The organism is Pantoea sp. CTOTU46764, from assembly GCF_031974595.1.
GTDB lineage: Bacteria > Pseudomonadota > Gammaproteobacteria > Enterobacterales > Enterobacteriaceae > Pantoea > Pantoea trifolii.
Window position 1 is genome coordinate 19,288 of record NZ_DALYOQ010000021.1, and the last position, 18,382, is coordinate 37,669.

The window sequence follows — 18,382 nt, forward strand, 5'->3', positions numbered from 1 at the left end:
CCTTTGGGCCGCTGGGTGATGCTGAATGTGTTACAGCAGATCATCAAGTGGCGTAGCGAAGGCATCTATCTGCGCGTCGCAGTGAACGTCTCAGCTAAACAGCTGATTGACCAGAGTATCTATACCGACCTGAAACATGCTTTGAATGAGGCCGGTTTGACCGATTGTCCGATTGATATCGAACTGACGGAAAGCTGCTTGATTGAGAATGAAGCTGGCGCGCTAATGCTGATGAAGCAGTTTCAGGAACTGGGCGCGCAAGTGCATCTTGATGATTTTGGTACCGGTTACTCCTCTCTTTCCCAGTTGGCGCGCGTCCCGATTGACGCCATTAAACTGGACCAGAGTTTTGTGCGTAATATCAATAAGCAACCTGTTGCGCAGTCGCTGGTCCGTGCAATTGTCGCCGTTGCCAAAGCCTTAAAGCTGCAGGTGATTGCCGAAGGCATTGAAACGAAAGCCGAAGAAAAGTTTGTTATGGCCAATGGTGTCGATGGGCGTCAGGGTTATTATTATGCAAAACCAATGCCCGCAGAAGAGCTCGGGCATTGGCTGGCTAAGCATCCTGCCCGCGTTTAACGCTGGTTTGCGAGATTAGCCGGCTTTGCGCAAGGATGCGCTATGACGGTTCTGCAGTTGTACCAGTCGTTCCATGTAAGCAATGTCTTTCGGTTCCAGTGTGAAGGCATAATCAACCCAATCCTCGGTGATATCCATCAGCTCGGCGCGTGATAACTGCAACACGCGCTGACGCGCTTTCAGCATCGCACGCACGCCGTTGAGCTTTGGACGTAACGTATCGATAAAGGTCCGTGTGGTGCGATAACCATCGCCCGGCTGGAACACTTTGTCGACCAGACCACGTGTTTCATACCACTCCGCGCTGTGTGACTCGCCTTCCATAATCAGCTCTTCGGCCAGCTTCATGCCAGAGCGACGTGCCACTAACGAGTAGCCGCCCATGCCGGGGAACAAGTTGAATGCGATCTCCGGGAAGCCCATGCGCGCGCTGTTCTGCGCCAGAATGAAGTGATGCGCCAGCGCCGCTTCAAAGCCGCCACCGAGCGCACTGCCCTCAATCATCGCCAGCGTGACCGCTCCGGTATCGAAACCCCGTGCTGCGGAGTGGATGCAGTCAACACAGGCACGTGCATAAGCGCGCAGTGCTTCACGACGGTTGTTACGAATGCACTCCACGAAGAAACGCAAATCGCCTCCGGCGTTAAACATCTGTGGCACTAACGATCCCGTCACCCAGAAATCAATCGGCAGACCAGAACGCTGAGCGGAATAGCTCAGGTTCATGATCTCCTCAATTAATTCGTGGTTGAAACTCGGACGGGGTTGCGCACGCAGCATCATCCACATGGTACGTCGGCCCTCTTCATAGTAGGCGGCGAGCTGTGTGGTTTGTCCAACTTCGGTGAACAGTCTGCATGTCGGTTGGTTAATTACTGTCATTGTCTCATCCTCTGTTTATGTTTATGTAGTGCGTTAAACGCCACATCAGCGTAATCCAGAGTGAGGCCAGACCAAATGAGAGATTGATTTATAAAGCAAAATCCAGAGATATCCCCGACCAGCGGCCGGGGAAGCATTAGCGGGCTTACTTGATGGCTGCGCGTTGCCCCACGGCAACATGAGAACGCTTAACGCGTCGTGAATAAACCGCCGTAATGATTGGCACAATGACAGACGTGACAATGACAGAAGTGGCGACCAACGCCGTGGCAGCCGGTGCGACCGGTTTAAACTGTGGCAGCATCTCGGCAATCAATACTGGCGTAGCCACCGCAGCGCCAGCGGTGCTGGATGCCGCAATCCCCGCCGTGCCATCGCCACCGCCAATCAAGCGATCGGCAATAATCAGCGGAATGCCGGTCACAATGATCACTGCGACGCCAAGTATGATTCCCAGCAGGCCAGTTTGCGCGATGACGGTCAAATCAATGGTGTTGCCCAATGCGAAAGCAAAGAACGGAATCAGCGTGTGTACCGCTTTGCCAAAGAACTCGCGTAGCTCGGGATCGAGATTACCGAGCGCAAATCCAACGACAAACGGCAGCACTGCGCCCACGAAGACATGCGGCTCGAATGAGGCGATGCCAGCGGTGCCAAGGATCACCATCGTCATCAGCGGCCCCGACTCCAGCGACATCAAGACGAACGCACCGGCTTCTTCTTTCGAACCGTACTGCTGCATGATGGAAGCGTATAAGCCGCCGTTGGTCATATCCATCGCCGCCACTAACGCCAGCGTGGAGAGTCCGGCAAACATGCCCACTTCCACGCCGTTTTCCGGCATCACACGCGATGCAATCGCCGCGACAACCCACGCCACTGCAATTTTGGTGAGCACCAGCGTGCCCGATTTACGTAGCACCGTGCCGGTGGCACTGAGTTTGATGGATGCGCCCATGCAGAAGAACCACACCGCGAGGATCGGTACGGTGCCGGTCATCAACCCATTGGTGAATGAACCAAAGTATTTACCTGCGCCAGGAGAGAACGTATGGCATAACGCGCCCAAAAACAGCGGAATCAACATCATGCCGCCGGGAATTTTATCGATTGCACGTTTGATATGCATAGGGGTGTCACCTTAACTGAGCCAGAGGGAGGTGTTTTTATGAATTGCCAGATGGCATGGCGAGCAAGATAACGATTGGCTGAAAGGAAAAAAGTGATCGCAAATGCATTTATGAAACGCTGTTTTATTTTTATTGACTGATCATTTTGTATTTATGATGCGCATCGCCATACCAGATGATTGATTGCAAAAAGAAAGGCGCCTGCAGGCGCCTATGAATCTGAATCAGCCTTAATTCTGCCCATACCACGCATTTTTACCGTGCTTGCGCAAGTAGTGAAGATCCAGCAAGGTTTGTGAGATCGGCGGTAACTCAGTGCGCAGCTGCTCGGTATGCAGCGCCATGTAGGCTACTTCTTCTAATACCACGGCACTGTGTACCGCAGCATGCGCATCTTTGCCCCAGGCAAAGGGGCCGTGGGAATTGACCAGCACGGCGGGAATCGCTGTTGGCTCAATTACGCGCTGCGCAAAAGTTTCAATGATCACCTGCCCGGTGTTCCACTCGTATTCCTGCTCAATCTCTTCACGCTTCATCTGACGTGTACAAGGAATGGTGCCGTAGAAATCATCGGCGTGCGTGGTACCCAACGCGATGATTTCGCGTCCAGCCTGCGCCCAAATGGTGGCATGCCGCGAGTGTGTATGCACAATGCCGCCGATCTCTGGCCATGCGAGATAGAGCGCGCGGTGCGTAGCGGTATCCGATGACGGGCGCATGTTACCTTCAATCACCTCACCGCTGGCGAGATCGACAACCACCATATCGTCACGCTGCATCTGTTCGTACTTCACGCCCGACGGCTTAATCACCAATAAACCGCGATCGCGGTCCACCGCACTGACATTGCCCCAGGTAAAAGTGACCAGGTTGTAACGGGGTAGATCGAGATTGGCTTCCAGCACCTGCTGCTTTAACGCTTCCAGCATCTTTTTTCTCCTGCAAACTGTGATAGCTGAATTGTGCGGAGCGGTGAGGAAAAGCGTTATGGAAGGAATGGCTGTAAAAGCTGCGGAAAGTCGCTAAAGCGTTAAATGTGTGGCGCGGGTTGGTTTTGATGATTAAGGCTTGCAAATTCGCATTTTAGGACCGTTTTACCCTGCCGAGTGCGACGTAACATCTATACTTATACCGTTACCGCAGTGATAACAATCAAGGAGAAGTTAATGACTACAACAATGAAACGTCTTACTGCTGCCGTGCTGGCAACAACTTTAGTTGTCGCGCTGAGCGGCTGTTCAAACTGGTCTAAACGCGACCGTAATACCGCAATCGGTGCGGGCGCCGGTGCCATTGGTGGTTCAGTACTGACCAACGGTAGCGGACTCGGTACCGTTGGCGGCGCAGCTGTCGGCGGCATCATCGGCCACCAGATCAGCAAATAAAATATAATTATCAGGCTACGCAGCGCATCTACTTAACAACGGGCCACCGAATAGGTGGCCCGAACTGTTTCAACCGCCAGCCAGTTTGACTTTCATGCCTTTGGCTTCCAGCAGCGTTTTAATCAGGTCGCGTTTATCGCCCTGAATCTCAATCACGCCCTCTTTAACTGCCCCGCCACAACCACACTTTTTCTTTAGTTCAGCGGCCAGTTTTTCGAGCGCGCCATCATCCAGATCGATGCCGGTGATCAGACACACGCCCTTCCCTTTGCGTCCGCTGGTTTGGCGCTGAATACGCACGATACCATCGCCTTTGGGACGCGGCGCTTTCTCTTCTTCATGGGTGATTCGTCCGCTGTCGGTCGAATACACCAATCGATTGTCCTGAGCCATTAAGCCTCCTGTAAACTTTGCAGGATTTGCTGCAGCGTGGCGGCCGGATCGGCGGATTGGGTGATCGGACGCCCGATGACCATATAATCTACACCCGCGAGTTTAGCCTGCTGCGGCGTCATGATACGGCGCTGATCGCCCGCATCGCTGCCAGCCGGACGAATACCTGGGGTAACCAGCGCGAAATCCTGACCAATCACCTGCTTAAAGTGCACGGCTTCCTGCGCCGAGCAAACCACGCCGTGCAGGCCGCAATCGCGCGTTAAACGCGCCAATCGTTCAGCCTGCTCAGCTGGAGACAAGGTAATGCCCAAACCTTTCAGATCGTCCTCATCCATGCTGGTCAACACGGTGACCGCAATCAGCAGCGGTGCATCTTTACCAAATGGCACCAGTGCTTCACGTGCCGCATTCATCATGCGTGCGCCACCGCTGGCGTGCACGTTCACCATCCACACCCCAAGATCGGCCGCTGCCGCGACTGCATGTGCGGTGGTGTTTGGGATGTCATGAAACTTGAGATCGAGGAACACGTCAAAACCACGTTCCTGCAGCGTTTTCACCAGCGATGGACCAAACAGCGTGAACATCTCTTTGCCTACTTTCAGCCGACACTGGCTTGGATCGATGCGGTCTACAAACTGCAGCGCGCTGTTGAGATCATGATAGTCGAGTGCCACCAGAATAGGTGAAGTGGTTACAGGCATAACGTTTCCTCAGTGACAGGCACCCGCAGCGCAGGCGCGATGGACAAACGGCAAGCATTCTACCTGCGCAGGCCGGTGCCGACAATCACGCTGCCGCCAGAACTTGCCTGTTCGACCGCTTGCTGCACGATGCTGAAGGAGTGTTAGTATTAAACATAATAGTATGTTGTAACTAATAAGCTTTGGATAGATTTAACATACGCCCATTTATTGGCCGTCAAGTCCGCGAATAGGTTTAACCGAAGACCAGGCGCGACAAGATGGGCAATGCCAGTAAAGTGCATGTGCAGTGAAGCCACACTTTTGGCACCGATAACGCGGCTTAGTGCGGATTTGCTCGCCAACCATGTCTCGCAGCACCATCAAGCTCTCTTTCGCGCGCCCGTCTTCCGCTTCGTGTAAGTGGAAGTCCATCAAACGATGGAACACGCGCATGGTTGGATGGCGCTGGAGCTGGCGATTGATATATAGCTGCGCCGCTTCGGGGCCCTGCTGCTGCTCGAGAATATCGGAGAGATAAAGCTCTGCTGCGGCGCCGGTATTTTCATCGACACAGCGCTGTAAAAATTGCGCCCAGTTTTCGGGTTGGTTCAGGCGCTGATAGCAGGTTTCCAGCATCGGTAAGGTTTCACTCACCAGCTCTTTATCCTGCTCCAGCACGCGCTGCAGTCGGCTGGCGGCTTTCGCATACTCGCCCTGCTCCATAAAAATGCGCCCCATCATGATAGAGACGCGCGCACTTTGATGATCGGCTGACTCGCCCTTTTTCAACAAACTCATCGCCCGATCGAGGTCGTCGCTACTTAATGCCTGCAACGCTAATTCACAGTAGAAATGGGCAATTTCGCCTTTCTGTTTGTCTTTGCCGAGCTTAACCAGCTTTTCCGCCACTTCGATGGCTTTTTGCCAGTCGCTGGTTGCCTGATGAATTAACAACAATTGCTGGAGCGCGCCGATGCGGAAATCGGTCTCTTCCACCAGTTGCCCAAACATATCTTCGGCACGGTCGTACAATCCCGCTGCCATGTAATCTCGGCCGAGTTGCTGGATCGCCAGTAAGCGCTGCTCGTAGCTGAGCGATGCGCTCTCCATCAGGGATTGGTGAATGCGAATGGCGCGATCAACTTCACCGCGCGAACGGAACAGGTTGCCGAGTGTCAGATGCGCTTCAACCGTGCCGCTGTCCTCTTTCAACATGTCGAGAAAGAGATCAACTGCCTTGTCCTGTTGATTGGAGAGCAGGAAGTTTACCCCGGTCACATAATCGCGCGACAGGCGGTTCGCTTCCTGTTGCTTATCCTGATGTGCACTGCGGCGGCCCATATACCAGCCATACGCCGCAGCAACAGGAAGAAGCAGAAACAGCAATTCAAGCATCGAAAATTAATCCCGACGGCTGGCAGTTGGTGATGGGGTCACTGCGGTTGATTGTTCATTTTGTGCCTGCATACGTTTAAGTTTACGCTGCGCGTTAGCCAGCGAAACCCGTAAGCGTAACCAGAACAGGCCACAAATTGCCCATCCCAGCAGGAATCCAGCGCCAAACAAGCTGGCGAGCAGTGTTGAAATGCGGAATTCGCCCTGCGCTAGCAGATAGTTAAAGGTGATGACTTGGTCGTTATGCGCTCCGAGCGTGACGGAGATGATGAAAATGACCAATACCACGAGAAAAATAAGCAAATATTTCACAATGCGTCCTGTCGAGAGGTTATCCAAAGAAGTATGCCAAAAAACCGCCGTCGATGCTGCTTATCCCCACATCAGTTAGCGCTTTTTTCTGCAAGCACAATCAATCATATGGGGACGAATAGCGTAATTACAATCCATCATCACGCTGCGCGATCTCACGATGCTCTTCTGGCGGGATGGTGAGCGGGCCGCAGAAACGCTGCGCAAGTAAAGTGGCAATGGTGACCAACAACCAGGAAATCAGCGTTGCCATCACTAAATCACGCGGCCAGTGCATGCCTAACGCTAAACGGCTGCCCATCACCGCGGTCGCCCAAACGAATAACACGGCAACCGTGGCGAAATGGCGGCGCGGCCATAATAACCCAATCGCCAATAACGCCCAGCTGGCGGCAAACATGGTGTGCCCGGAAGGAAACGCATAGCCGGTTTCAAACGCCCAGTGGTTCTTCAGCCATTGCGGCAGCTGAGTATCGTTGGCCAGCAAAGTTGAAACCATTTCGCCGCGCTGCTGGCGATGTAGCTGATAAAACTCATCACCGTTAATACCATGACTTTTTTCCAGCCAGATGACGTACGGGCGCGGTTCCTGCACCTGCTCTTTAATTGTTGATTTGGTGTACTGACCGGCAAGAATTGCGCCGTTCATAATGAGGATGAGCAGAATCGCGGGTTTAAGCCGAAAGCGTAAACACCACAACACCCAGGCGCTGAGGATGATACTGGTGAGAATGCCCCACGGATTGGTGACGGTTTCTGTCATCCAAAACAGCACGCGAAGTAGATTGCCACTTTCCCCTGGTTGCCATTGCCAGTTAGATATCCAAACGCCCAACGGCATCAACAACAATAAAAACGCCCCTAAGGTGGTGCGCTGAATGATTTTTAACATTCGCTTCCTTTTAGATCCGCATTGATACGTGCGTTGCACATAACTTTAGCTGAAAAAAGAATAACATACCTATTGCAGCTTGGATAATTGTGCTTTATCACTACAATCACTCTGACCGATTAACGGCAGCCGTTCGGGTTGTGGCACAATAGCGTAAGTTTCATCGGGCCACACTGGCCTGTGCACTATCATGATGATAGTGCATCCTCTGAAGGTTCTGGAGAGTCACATGCAGCTTAAACGGGTAGCAGAAGCCAAACTGCCCACGCCATGGGGAGATTTCCTGATGGTTGGTTTTGAAGAACTGGCAACCGGCCACGACCATGTCGCGCTGGTTTATGGTGATATTAGCGATCACAATCCGGTGCTGGCGCGCGTCCATTCCGAATGTTTAACTGGCGATGCCCTGTTCAGCTTGCGCTGTGACTGCGGCTTCCAGCTGGAAGCCGCGTTAACCGCGATTGCGGAAGAAGGTCGTGGCATCCTGATGTATCACCGTCAGGAAGGACGCAACATCGGTTTGCTGAATAAAATCCGTGCTTATGCGTTGCAGGATAAAGGTTACGACACTGTCGAAGCCAACCATCAGCTCGGTTTCGCCGCTGATGAGCGTGACTTCACGCTGTGTGCGGATATGTTCAAACTGTTAGGCGTCAATGAAGTGCGCTTGCTGACGAACAATCCACGCAAAGTTGAGATCCTGACCGAAGCCGGTATCAATATCGTTGAACGCGTGCCGTTGGTTGTCGGGCGTAACCCGAAAAACGCGCACTATCTCGATACGAAAGCCGAGAAAATGGGTCATTTGCTGCCGAAGTCTTAAGCGGATTTTAAAGCAGATAAAAAAGCCGGGAATTCCCGGCTTTTTCTTTTAGTTCAGCATATTGCGGATCACGTAATGCAAAATGCCGTCGTTCTGATAGTAGGTTAATTCGTTACCCGTATCGATACGGCAACGCGTTTCCAGCGTCTCTTTGCTGCCATCCGCGCGCGTCAGCGTCACATTTACAGTGCCACCCGGTTTAAGCTGTGACAGGTTCGCCACATCAATAAACTCTTCACCGGTTAGCTGCAGCGTTTTGCGCGTCACGCCAGCCGGAAACTCGAGCGGCAGAATCCCCATACCAATGAGATTAGAGCGGTGAATACGCTCAAAGGATTCGGAAATAACCACGCGCACGCCTTGTAAGCGCGGCCCTTTTGCTGCCCAGTCACGACTGGAACCGGAACCGTACTCTTTACCGGCAATGACTGCTAACGGCACGCCTTCCTGCTGATACTTCATCGCCGCATCGTAAATCGCCAGCTGCTCGTTAGACGGGAAGTGTTTGGTATAACCGCCCTCCACGCCCGGCACCATTTCGTTGCGAATACGGATATTGGCGAAAGTGCCGCGCATCATCACTTCGTGGTTGCCACGACGCGAACCATAGGAGTTGAAATCGGTGCGCTCAACGCCGTGTGAGAGTAAATAGCGTCCGGCTGGACTTTCCGCTTTGATGCTACCCGCCGGAGAAATATGGTCGGTGGTGACGGAATCACCCAGCATCGCCAGAATGCGCGCGCCTTTGATATCCTGCACCGGCTTCGGCGTTTTCTCCATATCGTCAAAGAATGGCGACAGGCGAATATAAGTAGAATCGCCATCCCAATCATAAGTTGCCGCTTCGCTGACTTTGATCTGCTGCCACTCCGGCGTGCCGTCAAATACCTCGGCATACTCTTTATGGAACATTTCGCTGGTCACTTTCTGCACTGCTTCTGCAATTTCTTCCGGTGAAGGCCAGATGTCCTTAAGGAAAACATCGTTGCCCTGTCGATCCTGACCGATCGGATCAGATTGCAGATTGATCTTCATGTTACCCGCTAAGGCATAAGCCACTACCAGCGGCGGCGAAGCCAGCCAATTGGTTTTAATCAACGGATGAATGCGGCCTTCGAAGTTGCGGTTACCCGAAAGCACGGCGGCAACCGTGAGATCACCCTCTTTAATCGCACTTTCTATCGCATCCGGTAACGGACCGGAGTTGCCGATACAAGTGGTACAACCGTAACCGACCAAATTAAACCCTAATTCATCCAGATAAGGTGTGAGTTGGGCCACAGCGAGATAGTCAGAAACCACTTTAGAACCAGGCGCCAGCGAGGCTTTAACCCACGGCTTGCGCATTAGGCCGCGTTCCACGGCTTTCTTCGCCAGCAAACCGGCAGCCATCAGCACGCTAGGATTCGAGGTATTAGTACAAGAGGTAATCGCCGAGATCACTACTGCACCGTCATCCAACTGATAGCTTTCTCCAGTTTCGCTATCGCGATAGCTGACCGTTTTATGCGGTTTTTGCGCCTGATTGACTTCCAGTTCATTGCTGGCATCAAAGGCTGAAGGAACATCGCCCAGCGATACGCGATCCTGTGGGCGTTTTGGTCCGGCAAGGCTGGATTCAACATCACCCATGTCCAGCGCTAACGAGCTGGTGAACACCGGTTCATCGCCCGCATTGCGCCACATACCTTGTTGCTTGGCATAAGCCTCAACCAGTTCAACCTGCTCCGCATCGCGGCCAGTGAGCGTCATATAACTTAGGGTGACATCATCGACTGGGAAAAAGCCGCAGGTCGCGCCATATTCTGGTGCCATGTTGGCGATGGTGGCGCGATCGGCCAGCGGCAAGTCCGCTAATCCATCACCGTAAAACTCAACGAATTTACCTACCACGCCGTGTTTACGCAGCATCTGCGTGACGGTTAGCACTAAATCCGTTGCGGTAATACCGGGACGCAGTTTACCGGTGAGTTTGAAACCAACTACGTCAGGAATTAGCATCGAGACCGGCTGGCCAAGCATCGCCGCTTCAGCCTCAATTCCGCCTACGCCCCAACCCAAAACGCCGAGCGCATTGATCATAGTTGTATGCGAATCGGTGCCCACCAGCGTATCGGGATAAGCAATCTCTTGCCCATTCAGCGTCTCATGCCAGACAGATTTACCGAGATATTCCAGATTGACCTGATGACAAATCCCGGTGCCCGGCGGCACGACGCGGAATCGATTGAAGGCTTTTTGTCCCCAGCGCAGGAAAACGTAGCGCTCATGGTTGCGCTCCATTTCCAGATGCACATTTTCACCAAAGGCTTTGTCATCACCGAAATGGTCCACGGTGACAGAGTGGTCGATGACCAGATCAACGGGGGATAAGGGATTGACTTTGGCGACATCGCCGCCAAGGCGTTTCACCGCTTCGCGCATGGCGGCCAAATCCACCACCGCCGGCACGCCGGTAAAATCTTGCATTAATACACGCGCCGGACGATAGGCAATCTCACGCTCGGCGTGAGCATCTTTTTGCCAGGCGACCAACGCTTCAATATCTTCCAGCGTGACAGAATCACCATCCTGCCAGCGTAATAGGTTTTCCAGCAGGACTTTCATCGACTTGGGCAAGCGATCAATATTGCCCAATTGCTGAGCTGCTTTGGGCAAGCTGTAGTAATGATATTTTTTTGCCCGAACATCAAGCATGTCCTGACTCTGCTCGCGTAACGTTAACGACATAGCGCCTCCATGTATGTGAATCTCTTTTTAAACCTCAGTGACTGCAAGGTTTAACTTAAAGATAGACCACATTACCGTTAACGTTTTGATAACAACACGAATTGACACATTAAAGCACAATGAAAAATGCCCCGACGTTTATCAGGGCATTTACATAATTCAGTTTAATTTGAGTTAGTGCTTAAATCATCGCCCAAAAGGCGGCAGCCCAAAAAGCCAGGGAAAAGGTATATACGCTCACCCAGGATAATGTCGTTGTATTAATGTTCATCATTCACTCCCTCCCGGATTCCGGGCAAAAAAAGTCCACCGTCTTCAGCGTTGTACTGATGACACCGTTTTTTTAATGCTGAGTGTTAAAGGACGGGCTTATAAATTGCCCACCGGATAATCCGGTAAAAGAGGGACTCAATGTCTAAATATGGAACAGAACGCATACCGCGTTATTTGGACTTCATATCCATGAAGGATTCAATAAAGTTACGCTGATTCTCACTGAGTTCCCACGAAACAGGAATGGTCACTTGTGGTTCAGTGGATACAACGTCTTTCACTTTGCACGCAGGCGTTTGCGGCTGACGCGCTGAAACCGGATGCTTACGACTGAGTGTATTTGCCCACATGGCTTAACCCCACATACGCCAAATCATTAACGCCACCACTACCCAGAACAATGCTGAAGCAGCGAAGACAGTCATCCAAGCTTTGCGACGGGTGTTGCCAGTACGCTCAACTTTGGTGCTTTTAGTCCGGAAGCCCGGCTGTACAGTTATTCTCGTATTCATAGTTTTTGATAATCACTCTCAATAAAACGATTGATGACAACGATTAAGATTTAGGACGAATCCTAAACTTGTTAAGACCGAAAATCCAGTTATTTTTATTGAGCACAACGATTAACGCTATTTATCAAAACACAAAAGATTGATGAGATAAATTTAATTGCCAACATAACTATTAATTAAATCATTACATTGTAAATTTGGGTTAACAACAAATTAGATCCAATCTTAATTTGAGTTTAATTTACCAGCCCAGTAAAAAAGCCCTTCTCCATCAACTCTTAACTAGAGTATGGGAATATTCCTGGCGAGCTGCAAAGTAGCATCGTAAAAATTGTGTACTGATTCGCATTTAATAGATAACAATGAAAAAACATGTGACCCATGTTTCATTTACATAAAAATAATGATTTTTTTTGAAGTACTCGTGGCGCTAAGCGCTAAGGGATTCCGAAGGTGCCCACTGGACACCTTGGCAAAAGAATGAGTTAGGAATTTACTTGAAGGGTAATTTGATGTCGCGGAACATGGCTTCAATGTCTTCATTGGAGCGCAGTGCGACCGCCGCATCCACCACATCACGCGTGAGGTGCGGTGCAAAACGTTGAATAAAATCATACATATAACTGCGCAGGAAGGTGCTACGTCTAAAGCCAATCTTGGTCGTACTATTCGTAAAGATTTCTGATGCTTCAATACGCACCAAATCGGGGTCTGCAATCGGGTCCACCGCCATGCTGGCAATCACGCCAACGCCCAAGCCTAAACGCACGTAGGTCTTAATTACGTCAGCATCCGTGGCAGTAAAGACAATGCGTGGTGTTAATCCTGCGCGATTGAACGCGGTATCCAGCTCTGAACGGCCGGTAAAGCCAAAGGTGTAGGTCACGAGCGGGAAATCCGCCAGCTCTTCGATCGTCACATTCGATTTACCTGCCAGCGGATGGTCGGGCGTCACGACGATGGCGCGATTCCAGTGATAGCACGGCAGCATGATCAAATCGTCATACAGATGCAGCGCTTCGGTGGCAATGGCAAAGTCGGCATTCCCCTTTGAAACCGCCTCAGCTATTTGTGTGGGCGACCCCTGATGCATATGTAATGAGACGCGTGGATAACGTTCGATAAAGCCTTTAATGACGCCAGGCAGTGCATAACGCGCTTGCGTGTGTGTGGTGGCTACATATAACGAACCTTTATCTGGCCAGGTATGTTCACCGGCAACCGATTTAATCGCATCAACTTTGGAGAGCACTTCACGCGCAATCCGAATAATCTCTTCGCCTGCAGGCGTTACTTGCGTCAGATGCTTACCACTGCGCGCAAATATCTGCACGCCCAGCTCATCTTCTAACATACGGACTTGCTTACTGATGCCCGGCTGCGAGGTATATAAGCCTTCGGCGGTCGATGAGACATTAAGATTGTGATTAACCACTTCGACGATGTAACGCAACTGCTGCAATTTCATAGTTATATCTTCCTGGTAGCGACAGAGGTGCATTCCCGGCTGGCGTGTTTCCGCCTTGATTGCGGTGAGGGAGGGAAAGCGAGTCAGCGAAACGAAAAGAGTTCTATAACCACTATATCAGTTAAAGGAAGAATGTAGAACGATTAGCTATAAGGATAAGAGAAAGGCCAGCGGATGCTGGCCTTGTGGGGAATTACTTTTTCGCTTCCTGCCATTTGCCGTCAATATAGAACATTGACCAGCCGGTGGCTTTGCCATCCTTTTCGGAAGAGACATATTGCTGTTTCGTTTTGCGACTGAAACGCACCATCGTCTTATTCCCTTCCGGGTCGGCGGCTGGCGCTTCTGACAGATATTTCAGCTTCTCTGGCAGACGGTCGGCAAAGCGTTGCAGCTCTTCCACCAGCGGCGCGCGCGTTTCACGTGATTTAGGGAAAGTATTCGCGGCAAGGAACACGCCCGCAGCACCATCACGCAACACAAAGTAGGCATCCGATTTTTCACACTGCAGTTCTGGCAGCGGCACCGGATCTTCTTTTGGCGGTGCGACATCACCGTTACGCAGAATCTTACGGGTATTTTTGCACTCGTCGTTGGTACAGGCCATGTACTTACCGAAGCGACCCATTTTCAGGTGCATCTCAGAACCACATTTCTCGCACTCAACAATCGGACCATCGTAGCCCTTGATACGGAATTCGCCCTGCTCGATCTCGTAGCCGTCGCACTCTGGGTTATTACCGCAGACGTGCAGCTTGCGCTGGTTATCGATCAAATAGCTGTCCATCGCGGTGCCACACTTCTGGCAACGACGACGGGCGCGCAGCGCGTTGGTTTCAGCATCATCGCCTTCCAGCACGTTGAGCACTTCATTTTCCGGGATCAGGTTGATGGTCTGCTTGCAGCGCTCTTTTGGCGGCAACGCATAACCCGAGCAACCGAGGAATACGCCGGTACTGGCGGTGCGAATTCCCATCGGACGACTACAGGTTGGACAGTCAATCGACGTCAACACCATCTGGTTCGGCTGCATGCCGCCCTCTTCCGGATCTTTCTCAGCATCATCTAACTGCTGGCTGAAATCACTGAAGAAGGAGTCAAGCACCGCTTTCCATTCGGCTTCATTATTCGCCACCTGATCGAGGCTATTTTCCATGCGCGCGGTGAAATCGTAATTCATTAGCTCGCGGAAGTTAGACTCCAGTCGGTCGGTAACAATTTCACCCATTTTTTCAGCGTAGAAACGGCGGTTCTCAACACGCACGTAACCACGATCCTGAATGGTTGAGATGATCGAGGCGTAAGTTGATGGACGACCAATGCCGCGCTTTTCGAGCTCACGTACCAGTGACGCTTCACTGAAGCGTGCCGGCGGTTTGGTGAAGTGCTGGCTTGGCATTAGCTCTTTAAGATCCAGCATGTCGCCAACATCCACCGGCGGCAGCGTCAGATCTTCATCATTTTTACGCAGCGCAGGCATCACGCGCGTCCAGCCATCGAAACGCAGCGTGCGGCCTTTGGCTTTCAATTTGAATTCAGCCGCTCCCACGGTCAGCGTGGTGGAGTCGTACTGAGCCGGTACCATCTGGCAGGCAACGAACTGGCGCCAAATCAGCTGATACAGTTTCTGCGCGTCAGCTTCCATATCCTTCAGCTGCTCAGCGACGATATTCACATCAGAAGGACGAATCGCTTCGTGCGCTTCCTGAGAATTCTCTTTGCTGGCATAGGTATTCGGCGCCTCTGGCAGATACTTTTTACCGAAGCTGCTCTCAACATAGCCACGCGCCATCGCCACGGCATCCTGGCTCAGGTTGGTGGAGTCGGTACGCATATAGGTGATGTGGCCCGCTTCATACAAGCGCTGCGCCATCATCATGGTCTTCTTCACACCGAAGCTCAAACGCGTACTCGCCGCCTGTTGCAGCGTTGAGGTAATAAATGGTGCAGAAGGCTTGCTGCTGGTCGGTTTGTCTTCACGATCCAGTACTTCGTAACGCGCTTTCTGCAAAATCGCCACCGCCGCGTGAGTTTGCTCACGATTAACCGGGCGGAACGCCTTGTCATTCTGATGCGTAACCTGCATAGCCAGATCGGCGCCTTTCGGCGTGGCGAAATCAGCATCGATTTCCCAATACTCTTCTGGTACGAAGGCTTTGATTTCGTGCTCGCGCTCAACTACCAAACGCACAGCAACCGACTGAACGCGACCGGCTGACAGGCCACGAGCAATTTTCTTCCACAGCAGTGGCGACACCATGTAACCCACCACGCGATCCATAAAGCGGCGCGCTTGCTGTGCGTTAACACGTTCAATATTGAGCTCGCCCGGCTTGTCAAACGCCTGACGAATAGCATTCTTGGTGATTTCGTTAAACACCACGCGGCTAAAGCGCTTATCGTCCCCACCGATCACTTCCCGCAGGTGCCAGGCAATGGCTTCCCCTTCGCGGTCAAGGTCGGTTGCGAGATAGATGTGGTCTGCATCGGCAGCCAGGTTTTTCAGCTCAGCGACAACTTTCTCTTTGCCCGGCAGAATTTGATAATCCGCTTCCCAACCATGCCAGGGATCAACGCCCATGCGGTTTACGAGTGCGGCTTTCTCATCCTTTTTAACCTTTTTTCCAGGTTTCGCTTTTTCCCCGTCGGCACTTTTACGGGCAGTTGAACCGCTGGTCGGCAAATCACGGATATGACCGACACTGGATTTCACCACGTAGTCATTACCGAGGTATTTATTGATTGTTTTGGCCTTTGCCGGGGACTCAACGATTACGAGTGATTTACCCATATGTACCTTTACCTAAATGAAACGTCCTGATAAACGGGAGAGAATTGGAGGTCCCAAAACCCAATGGGTTCAATATTGCTGCCAGCATTTCGCATTTCAAGGCAGCAGGGATAATCTCAGGTCAGATTGCGTCGACTTCTGCAACTTTATGATTAGGAGCGAGTTTTCCATCTGACAGAACCACTCATCCGGGTGTGATCTCCCTGAAAGCTGAATCGCCCACACTCTACCTGATAAAATCCGTTACGCAACTTAATTAGCATTCTGCCTAATTTTGCGCCAGTTTTATGACGCCATGCTGATTTGCTGAACGCGATAGCTCGCAAGTAATATAGAAGGAGAAAAATGGCTGTCAAAAAAGAGGTGGAAAATATCAGTGCCAACAGAATCTATTTCACGCCACGCGTTACTGGAAATAGCTAATCAGATAATCACGCAGCACGACAATTATTTTGTCGGATTAGAAGCCAATGATGTGATTCAGCAAGGTGAGGTTTTGGTGTTTCGCGGGCCCTATTTTCTCGATGATCAAGGCTTGCCCACCGCCAAAACCACCACGGTATTTAATGTGTTTAAACACCTCGCGGTCGAACTCTCCTCTCAATATCATCTTGCATAAAAAAGCCCGGCAATTGCCGGGCTCGGTTACAACAGCGGCTTCTCGCCGCGCTGCCAAATTTTCAGAATCAACCGCTCTGCCGCCAGACTGGCGCTGTTCGTAAAGCGATCCATCATTTTACGCTTACGTGCATAATGCACGCCCAGCACGGTGAAGCGATCCATATGCTTGATAATCAATGCATCGCTGGTACCGATTTCATCGATCAGCCCTAAATCCAGCGCCTGGCGGCCATACCAGTGCTCGCCGGTCGCCACTTTATTCAGATCAAGCGACGGACGCATCTGCTGCACGAAATCCTTAAACAGCTGATGCGTTTCATTGAGATCTTCCTGGAATTTCTCGCGCCCTTCGTCGGTGTTTTCACCAAACAGCGTTAAGGTACGTTTGTATTGACCGGCGGTATGCAGCTCAACGTCAATGTCGTTACGCTTTAACAGGCGGTTGAAGTTAGGGATCTGCGCGACCACGCCAATCGAACCAATAATAGAAAACGGAGCGGCGACGATGCGATCCGCCACGCAAGCCATCATGTACCCGCCGCTGGCAGCGACTTTATCCACCACAGCTGTCAATTGCAGGCCGGCATCACGCAGGCGTTGCAGCTGCGAAGCCGCCAAACCGTAGCCGTGTACCACGCCGCCTGGGCTTTCCAGACGCAGCAGCACTTCATCGCCCGGCAGCGCTACCGCCAGCACCGCAGAGACCTCTTCACGCAATGAGGTGACTTCACTCGCGTCCATGCTGCCTTTGAACTCCAGCACATACAGCGTGGGTTTCAGCGTCTCACTCACGCCCGCTTTGGCATTGCGTTTATCGGCTTTCGCCTTTTGCTTCTCTTCTTTCTTATGCTGCTTGAGCCACACTTTTTGCGCCTGTGGTTTCATTTTGGCGAGCTGCAGATCTTCCTTCATCTCACGATAATCATCATCAAGATGTGTCAAACGCAGCTGCCCGCTGCTGTGACGTTTACGCAGCGCGGCATTGAGCACAATCAGAACAATAGCTGCGATCGCCACCACCACGGTGACGGCCTTAGCCAGAAATAATCCGTAACTGGAGAAAAAATCCATTCTGCCGCCTTATTAAACAGTAAATTACAACAGCTTCAAGTTTACCCGCTTTACGCGCTGTCGTCGCCTGAAATGCCCGCAGGCGGCACAGAATGCGAGGCTAAGCGATTGCACCGCGCGGCAAATTCAGGCATAAAGCCAAAAACCTCCTGACCCGAGCAAAGGACATCGCTGTGCATTATCAACCGAAAAGCGATCTGCTGGAAAATCGCATCATTCTCGTCACCGGCGCTTCCGACGGCATTGGCCGTGAAGCGGCGCTGACCTATGCGCGCTACGGCGCGCGCGTCATCCTGTTGGGACGCAACGCCGACACGCTGCAGAAAACGGAGCAGGCTATTAAGCAGTTAAATAAGCAGATTGACGTGTTGAAGGTTCAAGATATTACGGATCAAGCGGTGGTATCAAGAGAGCTTGCTTTAATGAAAGTAGCCTC

19 protein-coding genes are annotated in these 18,382 nt (G+C 51.7%); 5 read left to right on the forward strand and 14 right to left on the reverse strand.

All coding sequences use genetic code 11. The features are described 5' to 3' along the window. A partial coding sequence (locus RTM06_RS09790; protein ID WP_312181773.1) for an EAL domain-containing protein occupies window positions 1-579 on the forward strand: 579 nt, incomplete at its 5' end. Between the two features lie 15 nt (window positions 580-594). Here the strand turns inward: RTM06_RS09790 and RTM06_RS09795 are convergent. The 3 genes from RTM06_RS09795 to araD form a co-directional block, all read right to left on the reverse strand. Further along, window positions 595-1,461 carry a crotonase/enoyl-CoA hydratase family protein gene (locus tag RTM06_RS09795; protein ID WP_007892438.1) on the reverse strand — a complete coding sequence of 289 codons (867 nt, stop codon included), beginning with the start codon at window positions 1,459-1,461 and terminating at the stop codon, window positions 595-597. Between the two features lie 145 nt (window positions 1,462-1,606). Next, the gene (gene kdgT / locus RTM06_RS09800) at window positions 1,607-2,590 is read right to left on the reverse strand and encodes a 2-keto-3-deoxygluconate transporter (protein ID WP_312181776.1); all 984 of its coding nucleotides are present in this window, start codon (window positions 2,588-2,590) and stop codon (window positions 1,607-1,609) included. Between the two features lie 231 nt (window positions 2,591-2,821). After that, window positions 2,822-3,520: an L-ribulose-5-phosphate 4-epimerase gene (araD, locus tag RTM06_RS09805; RefSeq protein WP_312181778.1), complete on the reverse strand. Its 699-nt coding sequence runs from the start codon at window positions 3,518-3,520 to the stop codon at window positions 2,822-2,824. Window positions 3,521-3,757: 237 nt separating this feature from the next. Here araD and osmB point away from each other — a divergent pair, with 237 nt between their 5' ends. Next, entirely contained in the window at window positions 3,758-3,976 is a 219-nt protein-coding gene (gene osmB, locus RTM06_RS09810; protein ID WP_008106509.1) for an osmotically-inducible lipoprotein OsmB, read from the forward strand. A 69-nt stretch (window positions 3,977-4,045) separates the two neighbouring features. Here the strand turns inward: osmB and yciH are convergent, their stop codons facing one another. From yciH to pgpB, 5 genes are all read right to left on the reverse strand, one after another. After that, window positions 4,046-4,369: a stress response translation initiation inhibitor YciH gene (gene yciH / locus RTM06_RS09815; RefSeq protein WP_256696552.1), complete on the reverse strand. Its 324-nt coding sequence runs from the start codon at window positions 4,367-4,369 to the stop codon at window positions 4,046-4,048. Beyond that, window positions 4,369-5,076: an orotidine-5'-phosphate decarboxylase gene (gene pyrF / locus RTM06_RS09820; RefSeq protein WP_265298062.1), complete on the reverse strand. Its 708-nt coding sequence runs from the start codon at window positions 5,074-5,076 to the stop codon at window positions 4,369-4,371. The genes yciH and pyrF overlap by 1 nt, the downstream gene beginning before the upstream one ends. Window positions 5,077-5,283: 207 nt before the next feature. Then, window positions 5,284-6,453, reverse strand: coding sequence for a lipopolysaccharide assembly protein LapB (gene lapB / locus RTM06_RS09825; RefSeq protein ID WP_312181783.1), 1,170 nt, complete (start codon window positions 6,451-6,453; stop codon window positions 5,284-5,286). A 6-nt stretch (window positions 6,454-6,459) separates the two neighbouring features. After that, window positions 6,460-6,765 carry a LapA family protein gene (locus RTM06_RS09830; protein WP_256696555.1) on the reverse strand — a complete coding sequence of 102 codons (306 nt, stop codon included), beginning with the start codon at window positions 6,763-6,765 and terminating at the stop codon, window positions 6,460-6,462. A gap of 127 nt (window positions 6,766-6,892) precedes the next feature. After that, entirely contained in the window at window positions 6,893-7,657 is a 765-nt protein-coding gene (pgpB, locus tag RTM06_RS09835; protein ID WP_256696556.1) for a phosphatidylglycerophosphatase B, read from the reverse strand. Between the two features lie 229 nt (window positions 7,658-7,886). On the opposite strand from pgpB, the gene ribA reads away from it, so the two are divergent. Continuing rightward, window positions 7,887-8,480, forward strand: a complete 594-nt coding sequence (gene ribA / locus RTM06_RS09840; RefSeq protein ID WP_008106521.1) for a GTP cyclohydrolase II — start codon at window positions 7,887-7,889, stop codon at window positions 8,478-8,480. Between the two features lie 48 nt (window positions 8,481-8,528). On the opposite strand, the gene acnA is transcribed toward ribA, so the two are convergent. From acnA to topA, 5 genes are all read right to left on the reverse strand, one after another. Next, complete coding sequence (gene acnA, locus RTM06_RS09845; protein ID WP_312181785.1) at window positions 8,529-11,210, reverse strand: aconitate hydratase AcnA; 2,682 nt, start codon at window positions 11,208-11,210, stop codon at window positions 8,529-8,531. 443 nt (window positions 11,211-11,653) lie between these two features. Next, window positions 11,654-11,833, reverse strand: a complete 180-nt coding sequence (locus RTM06_RS09850; RefSeq protein WP_036648922.1) for a hypothetical protein — start codon at window positions 11,831-11,833, stop codon at window positions 11,654-11,656. Window positions 11,834-11,836: 3 nt separating this feature from the next. Continuing rightward, window positions 11,837-11,995: a YmiA family putative membrane protein gene (locus RTM06_RS09855; RefSeq protein ID WP_071531660.1), complete on the reverse strand. Its 159-nt coding sequence runs from the start codon at window positions 11,993-11,995 to the stop codon at window positions 11,837-11,839. Window positions 11,996-12,488: 493 nt separating this feature from the next. Further along, window positions 12,489-13,463, reverse strand: coding sequence for an HTH-type transcriptional regulator CysB (cysB, locus tag RTM06_RS09860; protein WP_007892425.1), 975 nt, complete (start codon window positions 13,461-13,463; stop codon window positions 12,489-12,491). Window positions 13,464-13,656: 193 nt separating this feature from the next. Further along, window positions 13,657-16,254 (reverse strand): type I DNA topoisomerase, encoded by a 2,598-nt coding sequence (gene topA / locus RTM06_RS09865; protein ID WP_312181787.1) that lies wholly within the window; start codon window positions 16,252-16,254, stop codon window positions 13,657-13,659. Window positions 16,255-16,624: 370 nt separating this feature from the next. Here topA and RTM06_RS09870 point away from each other — a divergent pair, with 370 nt between their 5' ends. Beyond that, window positions 16,625-16,873, forward strand: a complete 249-nt coding sequence (locus RTM06_RS09870) for a DUF2498 family protein (protein WP_256698412.1) — start codon at window positions 16,625-16,627, stop codon at window positions 16,871-16,873. Window positions 16,874-16,899: 26 nt separating this feature from the next. On the opposite strand, the gene sohB is transcribed toward RTM06_RS09870, so the two are convergent. Then, entirely contained in the window at window positions 16,900-17,946 is a 1,047-nt protein-coding gene (sohB, locus tag RTM06_RS09875) for a protease SohB (protein ID WP_312181789.1), read from the reverse strand. Window positions 17,947-18,119: 173 nt separating this feature from the next. Here sohB and RTM06_RS09880 point away from each other — a divergent pair. Beyond that, window positions 18,120-18,382: SDR family NAD(P)-dependent oxidoreductase (locus RTM06_RS09880; RefSeq protein WP_312181791.1), on the forward strand; the 263-nt coding region annotated here is incomplete at its 3' end.